This is a genomic window from Variovorax jilinensis, from assembly GCF_030316885.1.
Classification (GTDB): Bacteria; Pseudomonadota; Gammaproteobacteria; order Burkholderiales; family Burkholderiaceae_C; genus Variovorax; species Variovorax jilinensis.
The window spans coordinates 408,314-432,366 of the sequence record NZ_JASZYQ010000001.1 but is presented as its reverse complement, the minus strand read 5'-3'; the positions used below and the strand labels follow the sequence as shown (position 1 = coordinate 432,366).

20 protein-coding genes are annotated in these 24,053 nt (G+C 67.6%); 10 read left to right on the top strand and 10 right to left on the bottom strand.

Annotation, left to right across the window (positions count from 1 at the left end; all coding sequences use genetic code 11):
* From QTH87_RS02110 to QTH87_RS02090, 5 genes are all read left to right on the top strand, one after another.
* Complete coding sequence (locus tag QTH87_RS02110; protein WP_286606465.1) at positions 1-1,557, top strand: sigma-54-dependent transcriptional regulator; 1,557 nt, start codon at positions 1-3, stop codon at positions 1,555-1,557.
* Positions 1,538-2,143: a 1,6-anhydro-N-acetylmuramyl-L-alanine amidase AmpD gene (gene ampD / locus QTH87_RS02105; protein WP_286606464.1), complete on the top strand. Its 606-nt coding sequence runs from the start codon at positions 1,538-1,540 to the stop codon at positions 2,141-2,143. The genes QTH87_RS02110 and ampD overlap by 20 nt, the downstream gene beginning before the upstream one ends.
* A gap of 347 nt (positions 2,144-2,490) precedes the next feature.
* Positions 2,491-5,409, top strand: a complete 2,919-nt coding sequence (locus tag QTH87_RS02100) for a ribonucleoside-diphosphate reductase subunit alpha (protein WP_286606463.1) — start codon at positions 2,491-2,493, stop codon at positions 5,407-5,409.
* 149 nt (positions 5,410-5,558) lie between these two features.
* Positions 5,559-6,806 carry a ribonucleotide-diphosphate reductase subunit beta gene (locus tag QTH87_RS02095; RefSeq protein ID WP_286606461.1) on the top strand — a complete coding sequence of 416 codons (1,248 nt, stop codon included), beginning with the start codon at positions 5,559-5,561 and terminating at the stop codon, positions 6,804-6,806.
* Positions 6,807-7,004: 198 nt separating this feature from the next.
* Complete coding sequence (locus tag QTH87_RS02090; RefSeq protein WP_286606459.1) at positions 7,005-7,484, top strand: histone H1-like DNA-binding protein; 480 nt, start codon at positions 7,005-7,007, stop codon at positions 7,482-7,484.
* Between the two features lie 78 nt (positions 7,485-7,562).
* Here QTH87_RS02090 and QTH87_RS02085 read toward each other — a convergent pair whose 3' ends face one another.
* The 7 genes from QTH87_RS02085 to QTH87_RS02055 all read right to left on the bottom strand — a co-directional run bounded on the left by QTH87_RS02085 (position 7,563) and on the right by QTH87_RS02055 (position 14,157).
* A complete protein-coding gene (locus QTH87_RS02085) occupies positions 7,563-8,465 on the bottom strand; it encodes a carbohydrate kinase family protein (RefSeq protein WP_286606458.1) in 903 nt (300 codons plus the stop codon).
* Between the two features lie 51 nt (positions 8,466-8,516).
* Entirely contained in the window at positions 8,517-9,992 is a 1,476-nt protein-coding gene (locus QTH87_RS02080; RefSeq protein WP_286606457.1) for a zinc-ribbon and DUF3426 domain-containing protein, read from the bottom strand.
* Between the two features lie 34 nt (positions 9,993-10,026).
* Positions 10,027-10,911, bottom strand: a complete 885-nt coding sequence (prmA, locus tag QTH87_RS02075) for a 50S ribosomal protein L11 methyltransferase (RefSeq protein ID WP_286606456.1) — start codon at positions 10,909-10,911, stop codon at positions 10,027-10,029.
* Between the two features lie 161 nt (positions 10,912-11,072).
* Positions 11,073-12,422 (bottom strand): acetyl-CoA carboxylase biotin carboxylase subunit, encoded by a 1,350-nt coding sequence (gene accC, locus QTH87_RS02070; protein WP_286606455.1) that lies wholly within the window; start codon positions 12,420-12,422, stop codon positions 11,073-11,075.
* A gap of 2 nt (positions 12,423-12,424) precedes the next feature.
* On the bottom strand, positions 12,425-12,895 hold the full coding sequence (gene accB, locus QTH87_RS02065; RefSeq protein WP_286606453.1) for an acetyl-CoA carboxylase biotin carboxyl carrier protein: 471 nt from the start codon (positions 12,893-12,895) through the stop codon (positions 12,425-12,427).
* 114 nt (positions 12,896-13,009) lie between these two features.
* Positions 13,010-13,561, bottom strand: coding sequence for a TlpA family protein disulfide reductase (locus tag QTH87_RS02060; RefSeq protein ID WP_286606452.1), 552 nt, complete (start codon positions 13,559-13,561; stop codon positions 13,010-13,012).
* The gene (locus QTH87_RS02055; protein WP_286606451.1) at positions 13,558-14,157 is read right to left on the bottom strand and encodes a hypothetical protein; all 600 of its coding nucleotides are present in this window, start codon (positions 14,155-14,157) and stop codon (positions 13,558-13,560) included. The genes QTH87_RS02060 and QTH87_RS02055 overlap by 4 nt, the downstream gene beginning before the upstream one ends.
* A 70-nt stretch (positions 14,158-14,227) precedes the next feature.
* On the opposite strand from QTH87_RS02055, the gene mpl reads away from it, so the two are divergent.
* Positions 14,228-15,727, top strand: coding sequence for a UDP-N-acetylmuramate:L-alanyl-gamma-D-glutamyl-meso-diaminopimelate ligase (gene mpl, locus QTH87_RS02050; protein WP_286606449.1), 1,500 nt, complete (start codon positions 14,228-14,230; stop codon positions 15,725-15,727).
* Between the two features lie 4 nt (positions 15,728-15,731).
* Positions 15,732-16,244, top strand: a complete 513-nt coding sequence (locus tag QTH87_RS02045) for a cupin domain-containing protein (protein ID WP_286606448.1) — start codon at positions 15,732-15,734, stop codon at positions 16,242-16,244.
* A gap of 21 nt (positions 16,245-16,265) precedes the next feature.
* Here the strand turns inward: QTH87_RS02045 and QTH87_RS02040 are convergent, their stop codons facing one another.
* The 3 genes from QTH87_RS02040 to rodA form a co-directional block, all read right to left on the bottom strand.
* On the bottom strand, positions 16,266-17,384 hold the full coding sequence (locus tag QTH87_RS02040; protein ID WP_286606446.1) for a 3-deoxy-7-phosphoheptulonate synthase: 1,119 nt from the start codon (positions 17,382-17,384) through the stop codon (positions 16,266-16,268).
* Positions 17,385-17,593: 209 nt separating this feature from the next.
* Entirely contained in the window at positions 17,594-19,054 is a 1,461-nt protein-coding gene (gene tldD / locus QTH87_RS02035) for a metalloprotease TldD (protein WP_286606444.1), read from the bottom strand.
* Positions 19,055-19,239: 185 nt separating this feature from the next.
* Positions 19,240-20,394, bottom strand: a complete 1,155-nt coding sequence (gene rodA / locus QTH87_RS02030; protein ID WP_286606442.1) for a rod shape-determining protein RodA — start codon at positions 20,392-20,394, stop codon at positions 19,240-19,242.
* 80 nt (positions 20,395-20,474) lie between these two features.
* Here rodA and QTH87_RS02025 point away from each other — a divergent pair, with 80 nt between their 5' ends.
* From QTH87_RS02025 to QTH87_RS02015, 3 genes are read left to right on the top strand one after another with little or no spacing between them, the layout of a single operon-like run.
* Entirely contained in the window at positions 20,475-21,062 is a 588-nt protein-coding gene (locus QTH87_RS02025; RefSeq protein ID WP_286606441.1) for a YqiA/YcfP family alpha/beta fold hydrolase, read from the top strand.
* A 58-nt stretch (positions 21,063-21,120) separates the two neighbouring features.
* Positions 21,121-23,190, top strand: coding sequence for a ribonuclease catalytic domain-containing protein (locus tag QTH87_RS02020; protein WP_286606439.1), 2,070 nt, complete (start codon positions 21,121-21,123; stop codon positions 23,188-23,190).
* Positions 23,187-24,047, top strand: coding sequence for an energy transducer TonB (locus QTH87_RS02015; protein ID WP_286606437.1), 861 nt, complete (start codon positions 23,187-23,189; stop codon positions 24,045-24,047). Before QTH87_RS02020 ends, QTH87_RS02015 begins: the two co-directional genes overlap by 4 nt.
* The last annotated feature ends 6 nt before the right edge of the window (positions 24,048-24,053 follow it).

Here is a 24,053-nt window from a genome sequence, read left to right as displayed (position 1 = left end):
GTGAGCACACTCCCACCGACCGCGCGCCCCGCCCAGATCCTGGTCGTCGACGACGAGCCCGACCTGCGCACGCTCTACGAACTCACGCTGCTGCGCGAAGGCTACCGCGTCGAGTCGGCCGGCAGCGTGGCGGAAGCCTCCCAGCACCTCGATGCCGGCCCCTTCGATGCCGTGATCACCGACATGCGGCTGCCCGACGGCCTCGGCATGCAGATCCTGCAGCGCATCCAGCAGGAGCAGCGCGGCGAGCGCTGCGTCGTGATGACCGCCTACGGCTCGGCCGAGAACGCGGTCGAGGCCCTCAAGGCCGGCGCCTTCGACTACCTCACGAAACCGGTCGACCTCAAGCAGTTCCGCGCCGTCGTGGCCTCGGCGGTGCAGGCCTCCGCGGTGCAGGCGACCCAGCTCGCCACCCAGCGCGCCGCCCGGCCGGCCGAGGGGCGCCTCGATGACGGCGCTCCGATCGCAAGCGCCGTCGGCAGCAACGGCGTGGCAGCCCTCGAGCGCCTGGTGGGCGACTCGGAGCCGATGCGCACGGTCAAGGCACGCATCGCCAAGGTGGCACGCGGCATGGCGCCGGTGCTGGTGCGCGGCGAATCGGGCACCGGCAAGGAGCTGGTCGCGCGTGCCGTGCACGCCTGCAGCCAGCGCAGCGAGGGTCCGTTCGTCGCGGTCAACTGCGGCGCCATTCCCGAGAACCTGCTCGAGGCCGAGTTCTTCGGTGCCCGCAAGGGCTCCTACACCGGATCGGCGCAGGACCGCGACGGCTACTTCCAGGCCGCCCGCGGCGGCACGCTGTTCCTCGACGAGATCGGCGACCTGCCGCTGGCGATGCAGTCCAAGCTGCTGCGCGCGATCCAGGAGCGCAGCGTGCGCCCGATCGGCTCGACCCAGGAAGACGCGGTCGACGTCCGGATCGTGAGCGCCACCCACAAGGACCTGCAGGCCGAGGTCCAGTCCGGCCGGTTCCGGCAGGACCTGTTCTACCGCCTCAACGTGATCGAGATCGCGGTGCCGGCGCTGCGCGACCGCCGCGGCGACCTGCCGGCGCTGTGCAAGGCGCTGCTCGCCCGCATCGGCCGCGATGCCGGCATGCCGGTTCCGACGCTTTCGGCCGACGTGCTGCAGCGCCTGGGCCAGCATCCGCTGCAGGGCAACGTGCGCGAACTCGAGAACCTGCTGCACCGTGCGGTCGCGCTCAGCGATGGCGACATGCTGCATCTTGACTTCGTCGACAGCACCTCGCTGCCGCCGCCCGAGCTGGCGGGGGAGCCGGAACCACCGGCCTATGCAGCAGTGGCGCCCGCAACCGTGGCGAGCGGCCATGGCAACGGCAGCAATGCCAGGGCCGCGACGTCCGTGCCCAACGACCTGCAGGGCTACCTGGACCAGAAGGAGCGCGACATCCTGATCCTCGCGCTGCAGGAGACCGGCTTCAACCGAACCGCCGCGGCGGCACGGCTGGGCCTGAGCCTGCGTCAGATCCGCTATCGGATCGCACGCCTCGGCATCGCGACGCCGAACGGCGACGACGCCAATGCCTTCAGCGACGAGTGAGGCCGGCGCCCCCGGCCTCTGGCGCGACGGCTGGTACGCCTTCGCGCGGGCGCTGGCGTCGCCGAACTTCGGTCCTCGGCCCGCGGGCGCCGAGATCGACCTGATCGTGCTGCACTCCATCAGCCTGCCGCCCGGGCAATACGGCGGCCAGGAAGTGCAGCAGCTCTTCACGAACACCCTCGACTGGGATGCGCATCCCTATTTCCAGGGCATTCGCGGCATCGAGGTGTCGGCCCACTTCTATGTGCGGCGCAACGGCGAGCTGTGGCAGTTCGTGAGTTGCGACGACCGCGCCTGGCATGCCGGCGCCTCGTCCTGGCGCGGCCGCTCGAACTGCAACGACGATTCGATCGGCATCGAGCTCGAGGGCATCGAGGGCGGGCCCTTCGAGGCCGCGCAGTACGAGACGCTGGCCAGTCTCTGCCCCGCGCTGGCTCAACGTCATCCGATCGGCTGGATCGCAGGCCACGAACACATCGCGCCCGGCCGCAAGGAAGACCCGGGCCCGGGCTTCGACTGGCACCTGCTGCGCGAACAGCTCGGCTGGAATGCGGCCATGTTCCCGCCGGCGACTGCCGCGAGCTAAGTTTTTTTCAATCGCGATGCGGTGCGCGATGCGTGCCTGCGGCGCCGCCCTCGCGCAATCCTGCTCGTGCGAAGGCATAGCAACCATGCGCTTTCCAGGCCCAAATCGGCCGGGAAGGCCCGCCGTTGGCGGGCTGCGCTACCGTCATTCAATGGCCGAGCGGCAGAAGCGCGAACCGGCCGTTTCGTGATGTATTTCTTCCAGGTGGAAATTCAAGGAAAACACTACATATAGTGGGTTGTGGACCCACTGGACCCTAGATATAGTGTGCCCTGCCCGGTGCAGACGCCGAAAGCCACCGCCGCGCGGCACTGCCGCCCCAACAAGAATTGCCAACCGAGGATCGAATGCAAACATCCCTGAATACCCCCTCCTCCACTCCGCGTGCCGTGTCCTCGACGGCGCCGCAGCGCGACACCGCCGGCTCGCCGGCCGGCAGCGCTCTCGCTCACTACCAGATCATTCGCCGCAACGGCGCGGTCGTGCCCTTCGAGCCGAACAAGATCGCGATCGCGATGATGAAGGCCTTCCTCGCGGTGCACGGCACCCAGGGCGCGGCATCGGCCAGCGTGCGCGAGACGGTCGACACCCTCACGCAGGCCGTGGTGCGCGCCATGGTGCGCTCGCGTCCGGGTGGCGGGACCTTCCACATCGAAGACGTGCAGGACCAGGTCGAGCTCGGCCTGATGCGCGGCGGCCACCACGAAATCGCGCGCGCCTACGTGCTGTACCGCGAGCGCCGTTCGCAGGAACGCAGCAAGCAGGGCGAGCAGGATGCCCCCGCCGCCGTCTCGACGCTGCACGTGCTGGACCGCGGCGAGCGCGTGGCGCTCGACCTGAACGAGCTCAAGGGCCTGATCGAATCCGCCTGCATCGGCCTCGGCGACAGCATCACGGCCGCGCCGATCCAGGCCGAGACCATGCGCAACCTCTACGACGGCGTGCCGCTCGACGAGGTCTACAAGGCCTCGATCCTGGCCGCCCGCACGCTGATCGAGAAAGACCCCGACTACACCTTCGCCACCGCCCGGCTGCTGCTGCACACGATCTTCAAGGAAGTGATCGGCCGCGAAGTGCCGCTGGCCGAACGCGCCCAGGCCTACGCCGACTACTTCCCGCAGTTCATCAAGAAGGGCGTCGACAACGAGCTGCTCGACGAGAAGCTGCAGCAGTTCGACCTCGCCCGCCTCGGCGCCGCGCTCAAGCCCGAGCGCGACCTGCAATTCGACTACCTCGGCCTGCAGACCCTCTACGACCGCTACTTCCTGCACGTGCGCAAGTCGCGCATCGAGCTGCCGCAGGCCTTCTTCATGCGCGTCGCGATGGGCCTGTCGCTCAACGAGATCGACCGCGAAGCCCGCGCGATCGAGTTCTACGAGGTGATGTCCTCGTTCGACTTCATGTCGAGCACCCCGACCCTGTTCAACAGCGGCACCCTGCGCTCGCAGCTGTCGAGCTGCTACCTCACCACCGTGCCCGACGACCTCGACGGCATCTACGAATCGATCAAGGAAAACGCGCTGCTGTCGAAGTTCGCCGGCGGCCTGGGCAACGACTGGACCCGCGTGCGTGCGCTCGGCAGCCACATCAAGGGCACCAACGGCGAATCGCAGGGTGTCGTGCCCTTCCTCAAGGTGGTCAACGACACCGCCGTGGCGGTCAACCAGGGCGGCAAGCGCAAGGGCGCGGTCTGCACCTACCTGGAAAGCTGGCACCTCGACATCGAGGAATTCCTCGAGCTGCGCAAGAACACCGGCGACGACCGCCGCCGCACGCACGACATGAACACGGCCAACTGGATCCCCGACCTGTTCATGCGCCGCGTGATGGAAAAGGGCAGCTGGACCCTTTTCTCGCCCTCGAACGTGCCCGACCTGCACGACAAGTTCGGCAGCGACTTCGAGACCGCCTACGTGGCCTACGAAGAGAAGGCTGCGCGCGGCGAGATCACGCCGAGCCGCACCGTCCAGGCCTCGGACCTGTGGCGCAAGATGCTCACGATGCTGTTCGAGACCGGCCATCCCTGGATCACCTTCAAGGACGCCTGCAACGTGCGCTCGCCGCAGCAGCATGCCGGCGTGGTCCATTCGTCGAACCTGTGCACCGAGATCACGCTCAACACCAGCGACACCGAAACCGCGGTCTGCAACCTCGGCTCGGTCAACCTGCTGCAGCATCTGAAGGACGGCAAGGTCGACCAGGCCAAGCTGCAGCGCACCATCGCGACCGCGATGCGCATGCTCGACAACGTGATCGACATCAACTACTACGCCGTCAAGAAGGCGCGCGACTCCAACCTGCGCCATCGCCCGGTCGGCCTCGGCCTGATGGGCTTCCAGGATTCGCTCTACCAGCTGCGCATCCCCTACGCCTCGCAGCAGGCCGTGCAGTTCGCCGACGAATCGATGGAGGCGATCTGCTATCACGCCTACTGGGCCTCGACCGAACTGGCGCGCGAGCGCGGCAAGTACTCGAGCTACAAGGGCTCGCTGTGGGACAAGGGCGTGCTGCCGCTCGACACGCTCGAACTGCTCGAGAAGGCGCGCGGCGGCTACGTCGAGGTCGACCGTTCGGCCACCCTCGACTGGGAGGCGCTGCGCCAGAAGATCAAGACCGACGGCATGCGCAATTCCAACTGCGTCGCCATCGCACCGACCGCCACCATCTCGAACATCATCGGCGTCGACGCCTCGATCGAGCCCTGCTTCGGCAACCTCTCGGTCAAGTCGAACCTGTCGGGCGAGTTCACCGTCATCAACCACTACCTGGTGCACGACCTCAAGCGCCTGGGCCTGTGGGACGACGTGATGGTGATGGACCTCAAGCACTTCGACGGCTCGCTGCGCCCGATCGATCGCGTGCCGCAGGACATCAAGGCGCTCTACGCGACCGCGTTCGAGGTCGAGACCACCTGGCTGGTCGAGGCTGCGGCACGGCGCCAGAAGTGGATCGATCAGGCGCAGTCGCTCAACATCTACATGGCCGGCGCCTCGGGCAAGAAGCTCGACGACACCTACAAGCTGGCATGGCTGCGCGGCCTGAAGACCACCTACTACCTGCGCACGCAGAGCGCGACGCACGCCGAGAAATCGACCGTGCAATCGGGCCGCCTCAACGCAGTGTCCTCGGGCAGCGGCGATGCATCGTCGGGCATGAGCGCACTCGAAGCGGCAGCGCTCGCAGCGCAGTCGCAGCTCGCTGCGATGCCTGCGACCGACATCGCGTTCTGCGGTGTCGACGACCCGACCTGCGAAGCCTGCCAGTGATGTCGGCCTGAAGTTGTGAAGGTTCGCGGCATCGACTGACAAATTGCGATGCATGCGAGCAACATAACGACCACATAATTGATGCGCGATGTGAGCAGCGCTTTGCAACTCACATCGTTGCTCACATAATTTGAGCATTGGATTTTTCTATGTTGACCTGGGACGAAGAAGTCAAGCCCTCCTTGCCAAAGGATCTGCAGCAAGGACTGCGGCACCCCTCGAACAGCGGCGCGCAAGTCGCCCGCGTGTCGGAGCTCCCGACTTCGCAAATCGCCTCCCCCCTTTCCGCTCCCGCCGTGCGCACGCTCGATGACGGCGCCACCGTGCGCGCCGTTGCCGCGCAAGCGACTGCGCAAGCCGCACCGGTCGCGCCCGCCGCGCATCGCGTCAAGGCGGCCGACAAGCGCATCATCAACGGCCAGACCGACGTCAACCAGCTGGTGCCGTTCAAGTACAAGTGGGCCTGGGAAAAATACCTCGCGACCTGCGCCAACCACTGGATGCCGCAGGAAGTGAACATGACGCGCGACATCGCGTTGTGGAAGGACCCGAACGGACTGACCGAAGACGAGCGCCGCATCGTCAAGCGCAATCTCGGCTTCTTCGTCACCGCCGATTCGCTGGCCGCCAACAACATCGTGCTGGGCACCTATCGCCACATCACGGCGCCCGAATGCCGCCAGTTCCTGCTGCGCCAGGCCTTCGAGGAAGCGATCCACACGCACGCCTACCAGTACATCGTCGAGTCGCTCGGCCTGGACGAGAGCGAGATCTTCAACGCCTACAACGAAGTGCCGTCGATCCGCGAGAAGGACCAGTTCCTGATCCCGTTCATCGACGCCATCAGCGACCCGAACTTCAAGACCGGCACCCACGAGACCGACCAGACCCTTCTGAAGTCGCTGATCGTGTTCGCCTGCCTCATGGAAGGCCTGTTCTTCTACGTCGGCTTCACGCAGATCCTCGCGCTGGGCCGCCAGAACAAGATGACCGGCGCCGCCGAGCAGTACCAGTACATCCTGCGCGACGAGTCGATGCACTGCAACTTCGGCATCGACCTGATCAACCAGCTCAAGCTCGAGAATCCGCAGCTCTGGACCTCCGAGTTCAAGGCGGAGATCAAGGCCCTCTTCATGAAGGCGGTCGAGCTCGAATACAAGTACGCCGAGGACACCATGCCGCGCGGCGTGCTCGGCATGAACGCCTCCATGTTCAAGGGCTACCTGCGCTACATCGCGAACCGTCGCGCGCAGCAGATCGGCCTCGAAACGCTCTTCCCGAACGAGGAAAACCCGTTCCCCTGGATGAGCGAAATGATTGACCTGAAGAAAGAGCGCAACTTCTTCGAAACCCGCGTGATCGAGTACCAGTCGGGTGGTGCGCTCTCCTGGGATTGAATCGTTCCTAAAAGAAAAACAAGTGCATTCAGAAATAGCTCTCGTCGACCCACCGCACCGAAGAGTGCGGATTCGCTGAGGGCGCAGGTGTTCATGGCGCTGAATTCATTTCAACGCCATGAATCGCTTCACGCTGACCAACTTGCGTGGAGTGCTTCAAAAGGTTGATTTTTTCAACTTGATCAAGGAGAAATAGAAATGGCAACTGCAAAGAAAGCGCCGGCCAAGAAGGCCGCAGCAAAGAAGGCCCCGGCAAAGAAGGCTCCTGCGAAGAAGGTAGCAGCCAAGAAGGCCCCGGCAAAGAAGGTCGCCGCCAAGAAGGTAGCAGCCAAGAAGGCCCCGGCGAAGAAGGTAGTGGCCAAGAAGGCTCCTGCCAAGAAGGCCCCGGCAAAGAAGGCTCCCGCCAAGAAGGTAGCGGCGAAGAAGGCCCCGGCCAAGAAGGCCGCAGCAAAGAAGGCCCCGGCGAAGAAGGCCGCAGCGAAGAAGGCTCCTGCCAAGAAGGCGCCGGCGAAAAAGGCTGCGGCGAAGAAGCCTGCTGCCAAGAAAGCCGCGAAGAAGCCCGCTGCGAAGAAGGCTGCGAAGGCGCCCGCCAAGGCTGCCGTAGCGCCTGCTCCTGCTGCGCAGACCACGCTAAACCCTCAAGCTGCATGGCCGTTCCCGACGGCCAGCAAGCCCTGAGTCTTTCAGCGGCCTTGAAGGCACAAGCCCGGCACCGCAAGGTGTCGGGCTTTTTTCATCGGGCTCGCGCCAGCCGCGCTAGAGGCCCAGAGCGGCTCGATCGACCTTGTAGTTCTGCGGCCCCCGCTGCGCGATCTTGAGCGCACCGAGCTGATTGCCGAGAGCGGCGCAGCGAGCCAGCGGCCAGCCCTGCTCGAGGCCGTAGAGCAATGCGCCGCGCCAGGCGTCGCCGCAGCCGGTCGGCTCGACCACTTCGCTCGGCGTCACCCCGGGCACGTGCTCGCGCTGGCCGTCGATCCATACCTCGCAGCCCTCCGCGGCCAGCGTCACGACCAGGCCACGCACCTTGGACGAGATTTCGGCCAGGCTCCAGCCGGTGCGCTGTGAAAGCATCTTGCCTTCGTAGTCGTTCACCACCATCCAGCTCGCAAGCTCGACGAAATGCGCGAGTTCCTTGCCGTCGAACATCGGCAGGCCCTGGCCCGGATCGAAGACGAACGGAATGCCGGCGGCCGCGAACTGCTCGGCATGCTGAACCATTGCCGCGCGGCCGTCCGGCGCCACGATGCCGAGCCGGATGTCGTCGCGGGCCTCGACATGCGTGATGTGGGCCTGCTGCATGGCGCCGGGGTGGAAGGCCGTGATCTGGTTGTTGTCACGGTCGTTCATGATCATGGCCTGGGCGGTGAAGCTGTCGTCCACCTGGCGCACGAACTCGGTGCTGATGCCCAGGGTGCGCAGGCGCTCGAGATAGTCGGCACCGTCGCTGCCCAGCGTGGCCATCGGCAGCGCGTTGCCGCCGAGTGCATTGAGGCTGTAGGCGATGTTGCCGGCACAGCCGCCGAAGTCGCGTCGCAGCCCGGGCACCAAGAAGGACACGTTGAGGATGTGCAACTGATCCGGAAGGATCTGGTCTGCGAACCGCCCCTCGAAAGTCATGATGGTGTCGAACGCAAGGGAACCGCAAATCACTGCTGCCATGGATGAGCCACTCGTTGATTGAAAGATGAAGAGGTCGAACAGCCGCGACGCTCAGGGATAGAGCGCCACGAGGTTGAATCCCGCGACGGGGGGCAGCAGGGCCGCCTCGGCGCCGCTCAGATTGAGCGACAGTGACGCTGCGCGCTCGCCGCGCGCCGGCAGCATGGCCGGAGCGCCGAATTCGGCCGGCATCAGCATGCGCCGGACCACGGCGCGTTCCTGGGTGTCGAGCAGCGTCAGCTCGACCGCCGGCATGGCGAGCGGAACGGCGGCGGCATTGCGCAAGGTGAAGCTGAGCTGAAAGCCGTCACCAGTCCGGTCGCGTGCGAACGATGCACCGTCGATCTTGATGTCGGCGATCTGGCGCAGGCCCGAGACCTCGCAACCGGTTGCACTGCACAGGCTGTCGAGCAGCGGACGCAGCGCGGGCTGGCGGGCAGCGATCAGGTCGCGCTCCTGGTGCAACACCTGCACCACCAGCAGCACCGCCGCCAACACGCAGGCCAGCAGTACCGAAAGCCGAACGCCGGGGCGCGACCAGAAGGACGGCGCCGCAGAACTGCCCTCGACGTCGCCGCCGAAATGCGAGAACACCGGGGCAGTCGCGGCCGCGGTGGCGTCCGCCCTCGACGCCGCATCCGACTCGCTGGCTGCGCGCACCAAGGGTGCCGGGCCCGCGTCGCCTGCAGCGGCCGCGAGCTTCTGCGCTCGCGCCTTGTTGGCCTTGGCGATCTTGGCGGACTTGACCCGTGCCCTTCGCAAGGCCTTCTCGAGCGGCGTGTAGCCCGAATCCCCGGCGTCCGCGACAGCCTCCGACGCGGCGCTGCCGGCCAGCGCCGCCGGCAGCGATGAGCGCAGGTTCAGGTCGATGTCCGGGAACGACAAGGGTGCCGGCGCAGGCGGACGCGGCACCGTGCGGCCGCCCTCGTCGCCGAGCAGCAGCGAATCGGCATCGGGCCACGGCATGCGCGCCCGCGCAAGTGGCGGCTCGACGAAGGCGGTCGATTCGGATCCGGCCTCGGACGACGCTTCCGGCTCGGGCTCGGGCTCGGGCTCGGGCTCGGGCTCCGGTTCCCACTCCAACTCCGGCTCCAGACCTCGCTCCGGCTCCGGCTCCGGCTCCGCCAATGACTCCGGCTCCGGCTCTGGCTCTGGTTCCGGCTCCTTTTCTCGCTCTGGTTCCGATTCAGGCTCGACTTCGGCGGTGGGCTCGATCTCGACGTGATCGTGATCGTCGTCCAGGAAGTCCTCGGAGAAATGGTCGGGTGCGGATGCGTCTTCGGACGCCACCAATGGCGCAATCGGCGCGGGCGCTTCGGCGATCGGCACCACCGGCTCCGGTGGACGCTCCGGAACCTGGACCGCAGGCGGTGCCTCGGGCGAATCGGGAAGCTCCTGAAGGTATTCGGCGCCATCGAAGACCTGGCTGCAGCGGCCGCAGCGGACCCAGCCGTCGGAGATGCGCAACTGGTCCCTCACCACCTTGAATGTGGTGTCGCATGCGGGGCAGCGGGTGACCAGGCTCATATATTGAGCCGGGATTGTATGGCTCGCGCGCGCCTCAGATCCTGGCGGTCATGAGGATCCAGCCGTCCTCGCTGTCGCTGACCTCGAGCGCGGCATGGGGCGCGTAGGCAAGCTTGAGTTCGTCGGCCTGGCGCTCGAGGATGCCCGCCAGCACCAGTTCGCCACCCGGCGCGACATGGGCGCAGAGCAGCGGCGCCAGCACCTTGAGCGGGGTGGCGAGGATGTTCGCGAGCACGATGTCGTAGCGGCCCGACGAGGCATCGGGCAGGCCCGACTTCAATTGCACGCCGTTGGCCTCGGCATTGAGATCGGTCGACTCGACCGCCGCCGGATCGATGTCCACGGCATCGATGTCGGTGGCGCCGAACTTGGCGGCACCGATCGCGAGGATGCCCGAGCCGCAACCGTAGTCGAGCACGCGCAGGCCCGCGAGTGCACCGCGGCGCGCGATCCAGCGCAGGCACATGCGCGTGGTCGGATGGGTGCCGGTGCCGAAGGCCAGCCCGGGATCGAGCCGGATCACCTGGCGCGCCTGCGCCGGCGGTTCGTGCCAGGTCGGCACGATCCAGAACTCGGGCGTGATCTCGACCGGTGCGAACTGCGACTGCGTGAGCCGCACCCAGTCCTGCTCAGGCACGTCGGCAAGGCCGAGCACGCGGCAGTCGGCGAAGAAATCCTGCGCCTGCAGCAACGTCGCGGCCTCGCGCGCGAGCGCCTCGGTCGCGAACAGCGCGATCACCCGCGAACGCTGCCAGCCGTCCTTGGGCGGCGGCATGCCGGGCTCGCCGAACAGCGCCTGCTCGGCATCGGTCTGGGCATCGGCGTCTTCCACCGACACGCTCAACGCATCGAGCGCATCGAGCGCGTCGCTGACGGTCTCGACCAGCGCTTCGGGGGCCATCAGGCGAAGTTCGAACATCGCAATTCCTCTCAAGGTATCCGCACACTGGAAGCCGTCTTGCGCGGCAAGCGAAGCGAAGCCCGTTGGTGAAACACCGCGGAACCGGCTTTGCCGGGCCGCTGGTGTTGCCCCCGGCGAGGGGGTGGGCGGCTACACGAAGTGAGCCAACCTGGGGGTGGTCAACGTTTATGCGCCGCGAGCCACTCTTCGAGGTAGTGGATGTTGGTGCCGCCACCCATGAACTTGGCGTCCACCATCAGTTCGCGGTGCAGCGCGATGTTGGTCTGGATGCCTTCGATCACCGTCTCGTTGAGCGCCGTGCGCATGCGCGCCATGGCCTGCTCGCGCGTGTCGCCGTAGACGATGATCTTGCCGATCATCGAGTCGTAGTTCGGCGGCACGAAGTAGTTCGTGTAGACGTGCGAATCGACACGCACGCCGGGGCCGCCCGGCGGATGCCACATGGTGATGCGGCCCGGCGAGGGCACGAACTTGTACGGGTCCTCGGCGTTGATGCGGCACTCGATCGCGTGGCCGCGCATCTCGATCTGGCGCTGCGTGAACGGCAGCCTTTCGCCTGCTGCCACCATGATCTGCGTCTTCACGATGTCGATGCCGGTGGTGAACTCGGTCACCGGATGCTCCACCTGCACGCGGGTATTCATCTCGATGAAGTAGAACTCGCCGTTCTCGTACAGGAACTCGAAGGTGCCGGCGCCGCGGTAGCCGATCTTCTTGCAGGCGGCCGTGCAGCGCTCGCCGATCTTCTCGATCAGCTTGCGCGGAATGCCCGGTGCCGGCGATTCCTCGATCACCTTCTGGTGGCGGCGCTGCATGGAGCAGTCGCGCTCGCCCAGGTAGACGGCGTTCTTGTGCTTGTCGGCGAGGATCTGGATCTCGATGTGGCGCGGATTCTGGAGGAACTTCTCCATGTAGACGGCCGGATTGTTGAAAGCCGCACCGGCCTCCGCCTTCGTCATCTGGATCGCGTTGACCAGCGCCGCCTCGGTGTGGACCACGCGCATGCCGCGGCCGCCGCCGCCGCCCGCGGCCTTGATGATGACCGGGTAGCCGATGGCGCGCGCGATGCGCTTGTTGGCGTTGGCGTCGTCCGACAGTTCGCCGTCGGAGCCGGGCACGCAGGGCACGCCCGCCTTGATCATCGCCTGCTTGGCCGAGACCTTGTCGCCCATGATGCGGATCGATTCGGGCGACGGGCCGATGAACTGGAAGCCGCTCTGTTCGACGCGTTCGGCGAAGTTGGCGTTCTCGCTCAGGAAGCCGTAGCCCGGATGGATGGCTTCGGAGTCGGTGACTTCGGCCGCCGAGATGATGGCCGGCATGTTGAGGTAGCTCTGCGACGACGGTGCCGGACCGATGCAGACCGCTTCTTCGGCCAGCTTGACGTACTTGGCTTCGCGGTCGGCTTCGGAATACACCATCACCGCCTTGATGCCGAGTTCGCTGCAGGCGCGCTGGATGCGCAGCGCGATCTCGCCGCGGTTGGCGACCAGGATCTTCTTGAACATGGTCACTCGATGATGAACAGCGGTTGGCCGTACTCGACCGCCTGGCCGTTCTCGCCGAGGATCTGCTTCACGGTGCCCGACTTGTCGGCTTCGATCTCGTTGAGGATCTTCATGGCCTCGATGATGCAGACCGTGTCGCCTTCCTTGACCTGGCTGCCGACCTCGACGAAGGCCGGTGCGCCCGGGCTGGAGGAACGATAGAAGGTGCCGACCATCGGCGACTTGATCGCATGGCCGCTGGCCGCGGGGGTCTCCGCCGGAGCTGCAGCGGCGGGTGCGGCAGCGCTCGCGGCGGGCGCGGCAGCAGCCGGCTGGCCGGCGCCGGGCGCGGCAAGCGTCTGGACGTACTGCACCGGGGCGGCCACACCACCCTTGACGATGCGGACCTTGCCTTCGGCCTCGGTGATCTCCAGTTCGGAAATATTGGATTCGGACACCAGATCGATCAGTGTCTTGAGCTTGCGTAGATCCATGGGACTCCAGCGCCGGCTTTGCCGGTCATTTGAATGCAACTTGTCTGAACATCCGGGTATATGGACGTTTGGGCGCCAACTACCGGATTCGTAGGGGCCGGATTCTAGTCTGAACTAGGCACGCCGCCACGCCTGAAGATCGGCGGCGTCGAGCTTGCCCATTTTACGCGCCATGACGCCGCCGGCGGCATCCACCACGACGGTGAAGGGCAGCCCGCCGGCGGCGTTGCCCATTTGCTTGACCATGTCGGTGCCGGCCAGGCCCGCCAGACCGATCGGATAGCCAACCGGCGTTCGACCCAGGAACTTGCGCACGGCGCTCGGCTGATCGATCGCCAATCCGACGACTTGCCAGCCGTTGGCCGCAACTTCGCGATAGAAGGCGTTGATCATCGGCATTTCCTCGACGCACGGCGGACACCAGGTGGCCCAGAAATTGAGCAGCAGGGGTTTGCCGCGCAATTCGGCGAAGACGATCTCGCCGCCCTCGGGACGCTCGAAACGCTGGGCCCAGAACGCGGCGTCCAAGCGCTCGCCGGTGGGGGCCGAGCCTTCCGGGTGCTGCCGCCACCAGGCGCCACCGGCGCCAGCCAGTCCGGCGACCGTCGCCACGCCGGCATACAGCCAGGTTCGGCGGGTGCTCGGCGCTCCAGGAGAATCGGTCATCCGGCGTCCTTCTGCTTTTCCATCAGCCGCCGCAGGGCGGCGAGGTTGCCGCGCGGTGTGCGGCCCTGGCTGTCGGGCTTGAGCGCGCCGCGCAGGTCGTCGAGGTCGTAGACCAGCAGGTGGACGCCGATCTCCTCGCCGAGCGCCCGGCTCGGCGCATGCACGCTCAGGGCCTCGACCTGTTCACCGTGGAAGCCCGTGACCATGCGCGGCTCGTAGTCGACATGGTGGTCGATCAGCGCGATCTCGGCCGACTTGGAGTCGTCGCAGAACAGCTGGATGTAGATGTCGGACAGCCGTGTCGCGGTGCCGTGCCAGACCGCGCCACCGACGTGCGGGCGGAACTGCGACATGCGCTCCATCCATTCGAGCGCGAGCAGGCGCAGGGCCTGCAACTCCTGAGGCTGGGTGTCGGCGCAGAAGAGCGCGATGTAGTCGCGCACCTCGGCCTCGACCTCGTCGTTGTTCGGCAGCGCGGTGCGCACGGGCAGACCCAGGTCGCGCAGCGCGCGGCGCTTGGCGGGCCCGTATTCCAGCCCCTCCTCGACCACGAGGCGGGCCGCGGTGGCGGCGATTTCCTGCTTCGACGTGTCCATCGGCCCATTTTGCCCGGACTGGGCAGATTGCATGCACGGATGCACCTGCGCGCGTCCCTAGAATCGACCGATGCACATTCACATCCTGGGCATCTGCGGCACCTTCATGGGCGGTGTGGCGGCCCTCGCACGCGAGGCCGGCCACCGCGTGACCGGCTGCGATGCCGGCGTCTATCCGCCGATGAGCGACCAGTTGCGCGCGCTCGGCATCGACCTGATCGAGGGCTTCGGCGCCGACCAGCTGGCCCTGAAGCCCGACATGTTCGTGGTCGGCAACGTGGTCTCGCGCGCGCGCCTGGCCGATGGGAGCCCCAAGTTCCCGCTCATGGAAGCCATCCTCGATGCCGGAGCGCCCTACACGAGCGGCCCGCAGTGGCTGGCCGAGGAGGTGCTGCAGGGCCGCCACGTGCTGGCGGTGGCAGGCACGCACGGCAAGACCACCACGACATCGATGCTGGCCTGGATCCTCGAACGGGCGGGGCTGGCGCCCGGCTTCCTGGTCGGCGGCGTGCCGCTGGACTTCGGGGTTTCGGCGCGCCTGGGCGGCGCTGCAGCAGAAGGCGGCGGGGCGACTCGGCCGTCGCCGGGCCGCCCCAAGGCTGCCGCGTCCCCCTCGGGGGGCAGCGAACCACACGAAGTGGGGAGCGTGGGGGCCACATTCGTCATCGAAGCGGACGAATACGACACCGCCTTCTTCGACAAGCGCAGCAAGTTCGTCCACTACCGCCCGCGCACGGCGATCCTCAACAACCTCGAGTTCGACCACGCCGACATCTTCGACGACCTGGCGGCGATCGAGCGCCAGTTCCATCATCTGGTTCGCACGGTGCCGGGCCAGGGTCGGCTGGTGGTGAATGCCACCGAGCAGAGTCTCGAGCGCGTGCTCGCCCAGGGCTGCTGGAGCGAGCTCGCGCGCTTCGGCGGCGGCGGCGAATGGCAGGCCGAAGGCGCACACGACGCCTTCGACGTGCTGCGCCGCGGCGAGCGCGTCGGCCGCGTCGAATGGGCACTTTCGGGCCTGCACAACCAGATGAACGCGCTGGCCGCGATCGCTGCCGCCGAACACGTCGGCGTCGCGCCGTCCGAGGCGGCCGACGCGCTCGGCAGTTTCCGCAACGTGCGCCGGCGCATGGAACTGCGCGGCAGCGTCGCGCGCGCCGAGGGAGCGATCACGGTCTACGACGACTTCGCCCACCACCCGACCGCGATCCGCACCACGCTCGACGGCCTGCGCCGCAAGCTCGATGCCGCCGGCGGCCGCGGCGAACGGATCCTTGCGGTGTTCGAGCCGCGCAGCAACACCATGAAGCTCGGCACCATGACGGCCCAGCTGTCCTGGAGCCTCGAGTCGGCGGACCTGGCCTTCTGCCACAGCGGCGGCCTCGACTGGGACGCGGCCGCGGCACTGGCGCCGATGGGCGCGCGTGCGCACGTGGACGCCGCCATTGCGCCGCTGGTGGCCCGGGTGTCGGCGGCCGCGCGTCCCGGCGACCACATCGTCTGCATGAGCAACGGCGGCTTCGGCGGCGTGCACGACAAGCTGCTCGCGGCGCTCGCCGGCGCACAATGACGCGATGCGCGCGCGCCAGCTCATCGACACGCTGAAACTCGAGGCCCATCCCGAGGGCGGGTGGTTTCGCGAGCTGTTCCGCTCGGCCGCACAGGTGATGCCCGCCGACGGCCGACCGGCGCGCGATGCGCTGACCACCATCTACTATCTGCTCGAGGCCGGCCAGCATTCGCGCTGGCACCGCGTGCAGTCCGACGAGGTCTGGATCCACCTGGAAGGCGCGCCGCTCGCGCTCTGGACCTGCGATGCCGCGCTGCGCACGCCGCCGGCGCGCCTGCGCCTGGGCCCGATCGACAGCCATGGCACGCACCCGCAGCACACGGTGGCGGCCGGCCAGTGGCAGGCGGCTCGGCCGATCACGCCGGCCACGCCGGGCGCGGAAGGCGACGACTACACGCTGGTGAGCTGCACCGTCGGCCCGGGCTTCGACTTCGCCGACTTCGCCTTCATGCAGCCCGACGGCGAGGAAGCGGCGCTGATGCGCCACCACTGGCCGGAGCTCGCGGCGCTGATCTGAGCGCCCGCCGCGCAGCCGGCCTCAGCCTCGGCGCTGCTTGACCGCCTGCGACAGCAGGTCCAGCACCTGGGTCGAATCGTCCCAGCCCAGGCAGGCATCCGTGATGCTCTGGCCGTAGTTGAGCGCCGAGATGGCGTCCTTGCCCGGGGTGAACTTCTGCGCACCGGCCTGCAGGTGGCTCTCGACCATCAGACCGAAGACGCTGCGGCTGCCGCCCGCGATCTGGTCCGCGATGTCGCGCGCGACCTCGACCTGCTTCTGGTGCTGCTTGCTGCTGTTGGCATGGCTGCAGTCGACCATCAGCGTCGGCGGGAGCTTGGCGGCCTCGAGGTCCTTGCAGGCGGCGGCGACGCTCGCGGCATCGTAGTTGGGCGCCTTGCCGCCGCGCAGGATGACGTGGCAGTCGCGGTTGCCGTTGGTCTGCACGATCGCCACCTGGCCGTTCTTGTGCACCGAGAGGAAATGGTGGCCGCGCGCGGCCGCCTGGATGGCGTCGGTGGCGATCCGGATGTTGCCGTCGGTGCCGTTCTTGAAGCCGATCGGCGCCGACAGGCCCGAGGCGAGTTCGCGGTGCACCTGGCTCTCGGTGGTGCGCGCGCCGATCGCGCCCCAGGCGATCAGGTCGCCGATGTACTGCGGCGAGATGACGTCGAGGAACTCGCTGCCGGCTGGCAGGCCCATGCGGTTGATGTCGATCAGCAGCTGGCGCGCGATCCGCAGGCCCTCGTCGATGCGGAAGCTCTCGTCCAGGTACGGATCGTTGATCAGGCCCTTCCAGCCCACCGTGGTGCGCGGCTTCTCGAAATAGACCCGCATCACGATCTCCAGCGTGCCGGCGTACTTCTCGCGCTCGGCCTTCAGGCGGCGCGCGTAGTCGAGCGCGGCGGCCGGGTCGTGGATCGAGCAGGGGCCCATGACCACCAGCAGCCGGTCGTCCTTGCCGGCCATGATGTTGTGGATCGCATGGCGCGTGCCCGTGATCAGCGATTCCACCGGCGTCCCGGCGATCGGGAAGAAGCGGATCAGGTGTTCGGGAGGAGGCAGCACTGTGATGTCCTTGATGCGTTCGTCGTCGGTCCGGCTGGTTTTCTCGACGTTCGCGTACCAGGAATCGCTATGGGGGGCGGCTTTCGTGCTCATCGGTGCTTCCTTCGAAGGGTGTGGATATCGTGAGGGCATAAAAAAACCGCCGGGGCTTGGGGCACCGGCGGTTTTGGGAGGTCTTGCTGTCTGCTTGCTCTATCCGAGCCTTGCGCGCGCCTCTCGTCCGCCGGAAACCGGGAACCAAAAGTAGGCAAAGTAAAAGGAGCGGGCGGCGGACATGGAAGGCGACTCTAGCACAGGAACGGTCAGGCGGTGCCGCCGACCGTGAGGCCGTCGATGCGCAAGGTGGGCTGGCCGACGCCGACCGGCACGCTCTGGCCTTCCTTGCCGCAGGTGCCGACGCCCGAATCGAGCGCCATGTCGTTGCCGATCATCGTGACGCGGGTGAGCGCGTCGGGTCCGTTGCCGACGATGGTCGCGCCCTTGACCGGATACTGGATCTTGCCGTTCTCGACCCAGTAGGCCTCGCTCGCCGAGAACACGAACTTGCCGCTCGTGATGTCGACCTGGCCGCCGCCGAAGTTGGTGGCGTAGAGGCCCTTCTTGATGCTCGCGACGATCTCCTTCGGCTCCCTGTCGCCGCCCAGCATGTAGGTGTTGGTCATGCGCGGCATCGGCGCGTGCGCATAGCTCTCGCGCCGGCCGTTGCCGGTCGGCCTGGCCTTCATGAGGCGGGCGTTGAGCGAATCCTGGATGTAGGCCTTGAGGATGCCGTCCTCGATCAGCACGTTGCGCTGCGTGGCGTTGCCCTCGTCGTCGACGTTGAGCGAGCCGCGGCGGTCGGCGATGGTGCCGTCGTCGAGCACGGTCACGCCCTTGGCCGCCACGCGTTCGCCGATGCGGCCCGAGAAGGCGCTCGAGCCCTTGCGGTTGAAGTCGCCCTCGAGCCCGTGGCCGATCGCCTCGTGCAGCAGGATGCCGGGCCAGCCCGGGCCGAGCACGACCGTCATCTCGCCGGCCGGCGCCGGGCGCGAATCGAGGTTGGTCAGCGCCGACTTGACGGCCTGGTCGACGTACTGCGCGATGTGTTCGTCGTCGAAGTAGGCCAGGCCGAAGCGCCCGCCGCCGCCGCCGGAGCCGACTTCGCGGCGACCGTTCTGTTCGGCGATGACGGTGACGGACAGGCGCACCAGCGGCCGCACGTCGGCCGCCAGCGTGCCGTCGGCGCGCGCCACCAGGACCACGTCGTATTCGCTCGCGAGGCCGGCCATCACCTGTGCCACGCGCGGATCGCGGGAACGTGCGAGTTGCTCTACCTTCTCGAGCAGCTTGACCTTGGCGGTGCTGTCGAGCGTGGAGATCGGGTCGACGCCGTCGTAGAGCGAACGGCTGCCTGCGATCTTGCGCGTTGCCGCCTTCACCCGGGCGGTCTTGCCGGCCGCGGAGATGCTGCGCACGGTGCGGGCGGCGTCGAGCAGCGAGGCTTCGGAGATGTCGTCCGAGTAGGCGAAGGCGGTCTTCTCGCCGCTGACCGCCCGCACGCCGACGCCCTGGTCGATGCTGAAGCTGCCGGTCTTGACGATGCCCTCCTCGAGGCTCCAGCCTTCGCTGCGCGTGTACTGGAAGTAGAGATCGGCGTCATCCACCTGGTGCGCCCTGATCTCGGCCAGCGCCCGGGAAAGGTGCGATTCGTCGAGTCCGAAGGGCGTGAGCAGGAGCTGCTGCGCCGTGGCGAGGCGCTCGATGGTGGGTTCGCGGGAGATCATCGAAGAATTATGCTCGCCCTCGGCCTCGCTTACTGCGTATAGCTCGAGCATCCCCTGCTGGCGTTCCCCTGGCGGCGCGCAGCGCTCGCCTGTTGGTGGGCAGTCGCGGAACCGCCTGCGCCGGGCCGCTGACTGCGCCCCCTGAAAGGGGGTGGGCGGCTACACGCAGTGAGCCAACCTGGGGGTCAGCTCTGTATCAACCGCTTGGCGCGCGAGATCGACATCAGGATGCCCAGGCCCAGCCCCAGGGTGACCATCGCCGTGCCGCCGTAGCTGATGAAGGGCAGCGGCACGCCGACCACCGGCAGGATGCCGCTCACCATGCCCATGTTCACGAAGGCGTAGGTGAAGAAGATCATCGTGACCGCGCCCGCGAGCAGGCGCGAGAACAGGGTCGGCGCGTCGAGCGCGATCGCCAGGCCGCGGAAGATCAGGAAGATGAAGGCGGCGATCAGCGCCAGGTTGCCGGCCAGGCCGAATTCCTCGGAATAGGCCGCGAAGATGAAGTCGGTCGTGCGCTCGGGAATGAATTCGAGGTGGGTCTGGGTGCCCTGCATGAAGCCCTTGCCGCCGATCCCGCCCGAGCCGATCGCGATCATGCCCTGGATGATGTGGAAGCCCTTGCCGAGCGGGTCCTTGGTCGGGTCGAGCAGCGTGCACACGCGCTGCTTCTGGTAGTCGTGCAGCACGCGCCAGTCGAAGCCGTCGGCACACAGCTGCGATTCGAATCCGACGATCAGCACCACCGCGATCACGCCGATTGCCACCGGCGGCACGATCAGCTTCCACGGCAGCCCGGCGAAGAAGATCACCGACAGCCCGGTCGCGAGCACCAGCAGCGAGGTGCCGAGGTCGGGCTGCTTCATGATCAGGCCGACCGGAATCGCCAGCAGCACCGTCGCGACGACGAAATCCAGCGGCCGCAACTGCCCTTCGCGGCGCTGGAACCACCACGCCAGCATCAGCGGCATGGCGATCTTGAGGATCTCGCTGGGCTGGATCACGATGCCGACGTTGATCCAGCGCTGGGCGCCCTTCTTGGTGATGCCGAACAGCGCCACCGCGATCAGCAGCGCCACGCCGATGGTGTAGATCGGCACCGCCGCGGTCATGAGCCGCTGCGGCGGCACCTGGGCCACGACGAACATGATGAAGCCCGCCAGCAGCATGTTGCGGCCATGGTCGACGAAGCGCGTGCCATGGTCGAAGCCCGACGAATACATGGTCAGCATGCCGGCACAGGCCAGCAGCAGCACGGCAAAGGCGAGGAAGCCGTCGAAGCCCTGGAACACGGGCAACAGGCGCCGCGCGAGCGAGGGTTGGTTGAAGACGGCCGACATGGGCGGCGATTATCCCAGCCCGAGGCCACGCCCGAGCGCCCCGGGGCCAAAAACGGGCCGCCGGTCCCGATAATCGCGCCATGCCCACCACCCACCTGCTCTACCTGCACGGCTTCCGTTCCTCGCCGCGATCGACCAAGGCCAGCCAGATGGCGCGCCGGGTGGCCGAACGCCACCCGAAAGTGCACTGGTGGTGCCCGCAGCTGCCGCCTTCGCCACGCGATGCGATCGCGCTCGTGATGCGCGGCATCGCCGACTGGCCGCGCGGCTCGATGGCGGTGGTCGGCTCCTCGCTCGGCGGTTTCTATGCCACCTACGTGACGGCCACCACCTACTGCCGCGCCGTGCTGCTGAATCCCGCGGTCGACCCGGCGCGCGACCTGGTGCGTCACATCGGCGACCAGACGCTCTGGCACGACCCGTCCGAGCATTTCCATTTCAGGCCCGAATACATCGCCGAACTGCGCGCGCTGGAGGCCGGCCCGCTCGATCGGCCCGAACAGGTGCTGGCCGTGATCGCCAAGGGCGACGAGGTGCTCGACTGGCGCGACATGACCGACCGCTACCCGGGCAGCCGGATCGACCTGCTCGAAGGCGGCGACCACGCCCTGTCGGATTTCGAGAGCCGCCACCTGGATCGGGTGCTGGCCTTCATCGACCCGGTCTGATCCGGGCCACCGGCGTCGCGGAGCCGCCCGGGCAGCCGCGCATGGGACAATCCGCGCCATGTTTGTATTGTTCGAAGAAGCCGGCAAATACCTGGGCGGCCGTGTCCTGTCGGAGGCCGAGTCCTCCGCGCAGGTGGAGCTCGAGACCGGCAAGCGGGTCAAGGTCAAGACCGCCCACATCGTGCTGCGCTTCGAGAAGCCGGCTCCCGCGGAACTGATCGCTGCCGGCCGTGCGCTGGCCGCCACGGTCGATCTCGACCTGGCCTGGGAATTCGCGCCCGAGGGTGATTTCGGCTTCGAGGAACTGGCCGCCGAGTATTTCCAGCCGCGCCCGACGCTAGAGCAGCAGGCTGCGGCGCTGCTGGCGCTGTTCGATGCACCGCACTACTTCCGGCGTGCCGGCAAGGGCCGCTTCAAGAAGGCGCCGGCCGAGATCATCCAGCAGGCGCTGGCCGCGATCGAGAAGAAGAAGCTGGTGCAGGTGCAGATCGCGGAATGGGCCGGCCAGCTGGCCGCGGGCGAGTGCCCGGCGCCGGTGCGCGAGCAGCTGTTCAAGATCCTGTTCAAGCCCGACAAGAACGCGCCCGAATACAAGGCGGTGGTCGACGCCGCGCGCGCTACCCAGCGCCCGCCGCTCGAGCTGCTCAAGCAGGCCGGCGCGATCGACTCGGCCTACCAGTTCCACTGGCGCCGCTTCCTGTTCGAGAACTTCCCCAAGGGCACCGGCTTTCCCGCGCTGCAGGCGCCGGCCATCGCCGACGAGCTGCCGCTGGCCGACGTCCAGGCGTTCTCGATCGACGATTCCCAGACCACCGAGATCGACGACGCGCTGTCGGTGCAGGGCCTGGGCAGCGGCACGGTGGTGGTCGGCATCCATATCGCGGCGCCCGGCCTCGCGCTGCAGCCGGGCAGCGCCATCGACCAGGTGGCGCGCGCACGCATGTCGACCGTCTACATGCCGGGCCACAAGATCACGATGTTGCCCGACCACGTGGTCGAGGCCTACACGCTGCAGGAAGGCCGCGACTGCCCCGCGGTGTCGCTCTATGCGCGCTTCGACGAGGCCACGCTGGCGCTGCAGGGCACCGAGACCCGGCTCGAACGCGTGCCGATCGTGGCCAATCTGCGCCATGACCAGCTCGATGCGGTGGTCAGCCAGGAATGGCTCGAGGACCCGGCCGTCGGCGCGGCAGACACGCCCGCCGTGCTGGCGCCGCTGCGCAGCGCGCTCTCCTTCCTGTTCCGCCTCGCGCAGCAGCTCAAGGCCCAGCGCGAAGTGGTGCGCGGCAAGCCCGAGAACTTCAGCCGGCCCGACTACACCTTCCGCCTGGTCGGCAACGACGGCGAGCCGGAAGGCGGCGAGACCGTGCAGATCGGCACCCGCCGGCGCGGTGCGCCGCTCGACCTGATCGTCTCCGAGGCCATGATCCTGGCCAACAGCAGCTGGGGCGGCTGGCTCGGCGAGCTTGGCGTGCCGGGCCTGTACCGCAGCCAGGCGAGCCTGGCGCCGGGCATCAAGGTGCGCATGGGCACGCGGGCACTGCCGCACGCGGGCCTGGGCGTGAAGAGCTACGCCTGGAGCACCTCGCCGCTGCGTCGCTACACCGACCTCGTGAACCAGTGGCAGATCATCGCTGCCGCCCGCCACGGCAAGACCGCGGCGCTGGCGGCGCCGTTCAAGCCCAAGGACGCCGACCTGTTCTCGATCCTCTCGGGCTTCGATGCGGCCTACGCCACCTACAACGGCCACCAGGGCGGAATGGAGCGCTTCTGGACGCTCAAGTACCTGCAGCAGCAGGGCATCACCGAGCTCGAGGCCACGCTGATCAAGGACCTGCCGAACGGCGCACTGGTGCGCGCCGACACGCTGCCGCTGGTGTTCGAGGTGGCCGGCACGCAGGGCCTGCAGCGCGGCGCCCGCGTGCGCGTGCGCCTGGGCGAGATCGACGAGATCGCGCTCGACGTGCACGGCACCGTCATCGAGCGCCTCGATGCGGCCCCGGCCGATGCGGCGACCGAGGACGAGGGCGGCGAGGACGAGGAAGAAGTCGCGGGCCCGATCGCGATCGCGGTCGACCTGGCCGACGGCGAGCCGAGCGAGGCCACGACGGAGAACGCCCCGGCATGAACCTGCGCGACCTCAGCACGCTGCAGATCGCGCTCGCCCTCTCGGTGGTCGCGCACGCGGCCTTGCTGGCGGTCCGCTTCGTCGATCCCGAATCCTTCAACCGGGTGTTCCAGGAAACGCCGCTCGAGGTGATCCTGGTCAACGCCAAGACCAACGAACGGCCCGACAAGGCAAAGGCGATCGCTCAGGCCTCGCTCGCCGGCGGCGGCGACCTCGAGCGCGGTCGCGCCACGAGCCCGCTGCCGCCTTCCACGTTCAGCGCCGTCGGCGATTCGATGGACGAGGCGCAGCGCCAGGTCGAGGCCATGCAGCAGCAGCAGATGCTGCTGCTGGCCCAGATCAAGAAGCAGCTCGCGAACATGCCGGTGCCCGACCCGCGCAACCAGGGCAATCCCAGCGAAACCGTGGCGCGCGAAGAAAAGCGCCGCCAGCTGGTCGAACTGCTGGCGGAAATCGAACGCCGCGTGAACGAGGAGAACGCGCGCCCCAAGAAGCGCTACATCAGCCCCGCCACGCGCGAGGCGGCCTATGCGGCGTACGTCGACGCGCTGCGGCGCAGGATCGAGGCCCGCGGCACCGAGAATTTCCCCGAGGCGGCCGGCAAGAAGCTTTACGGCGAGCTCACCATGATGGTCACGATCAACCACGACGGCAGCATCATCGCGACCGACATCGTCGAGAGCTCCGGCGACCGCACGCTCGACCGCCGCGCGCAGGCGATCGTGCGCAGCATCGGCGGCTTCGGCAAGTTCACCGATGCCATGCGCAGGCAGACCGACCAGATCGTGCTGCCCTCGCGCTTCAAGTTCACCCGTGACGAGACGCTGGAGACCCAGCTGTCGTCGTCCAGGCCATGAGTGCTT